Origin of the sequence: Domibacillus indicus (genome assembly GCF_023715895.1) — a bacterium.
Lineage (GTDB): Bacteria > Bacillota > Bacilli > Bacillales > Domibacillaceae > Domibacillus > Domibacillus indicus_A.
This window is the reverse complement of the sequence record NZ_JAMBOO010000073.1, coordinates 1-540: the sequence shown is the minus strand read 5'-3', so window position 1 is coordinate 540 and position 540 is coordinate 1. Positions and strand designations below refer to the sequence as shown.

Below are 540 nucleotides of genomic sequence, written 5' to 3'. Positions count from 1 at the left end.
CCAGGATCAAACTCTCCAAAAAAGTTTGACTTGCTCATTTGTTTCCATTAAAACACGGGGTGTTTTTAATAGAAGATAAAAATTTAAAACGTTGACGTTTATTTTGTTCAGTTTTCAAAGATCAATTCACTTTGCTGTCGTATCGGACAGCTAAATAATCATATCATTTACCCGTTTACAAGTCAACATCTTAAAAGAAAAAATATTATTCCTTCAAAATGATGAAGATGTAAATCAGTTTGTTCGAGCCGCCTTGTTTACTGGCGGATTCATAATATAACATAAGCTTCTTGCAAAACCAATAAGAATTTACGAAAAGATTATTTTTCCAAAATAATAATTCGACACATCCCTAAAGTCATGCAACTCCTGCATTCACTAAACAGAATGATGAATGTCCTCAAAGCAAATACTATGGAGCGGAAGACGGGATTCGAACCCGCGACCCCCACCTTGGCAAGGTGATGTTCTACCACTGAACTACTTCCGCAAAATAATGGCTGGGCTAGAAGGATTCGAACCTTCGCGTGACGGAGTCAA

At 37.0% G+C, this 540-nt stretch carries 1 tRNA gene; it reads right to left on the bottom strand.

Annotation, left to right across the window (positions count from 1 at the left end):
- Positions 1-415 precede the first annotated feature (415 nt).
- Positions 416-490, bottom strand: a tRNA-Gly gene (locus tag M3221_RS25560).
- Between the last annotated feature and the right edge of the window lie 50 nt (positions 491-540).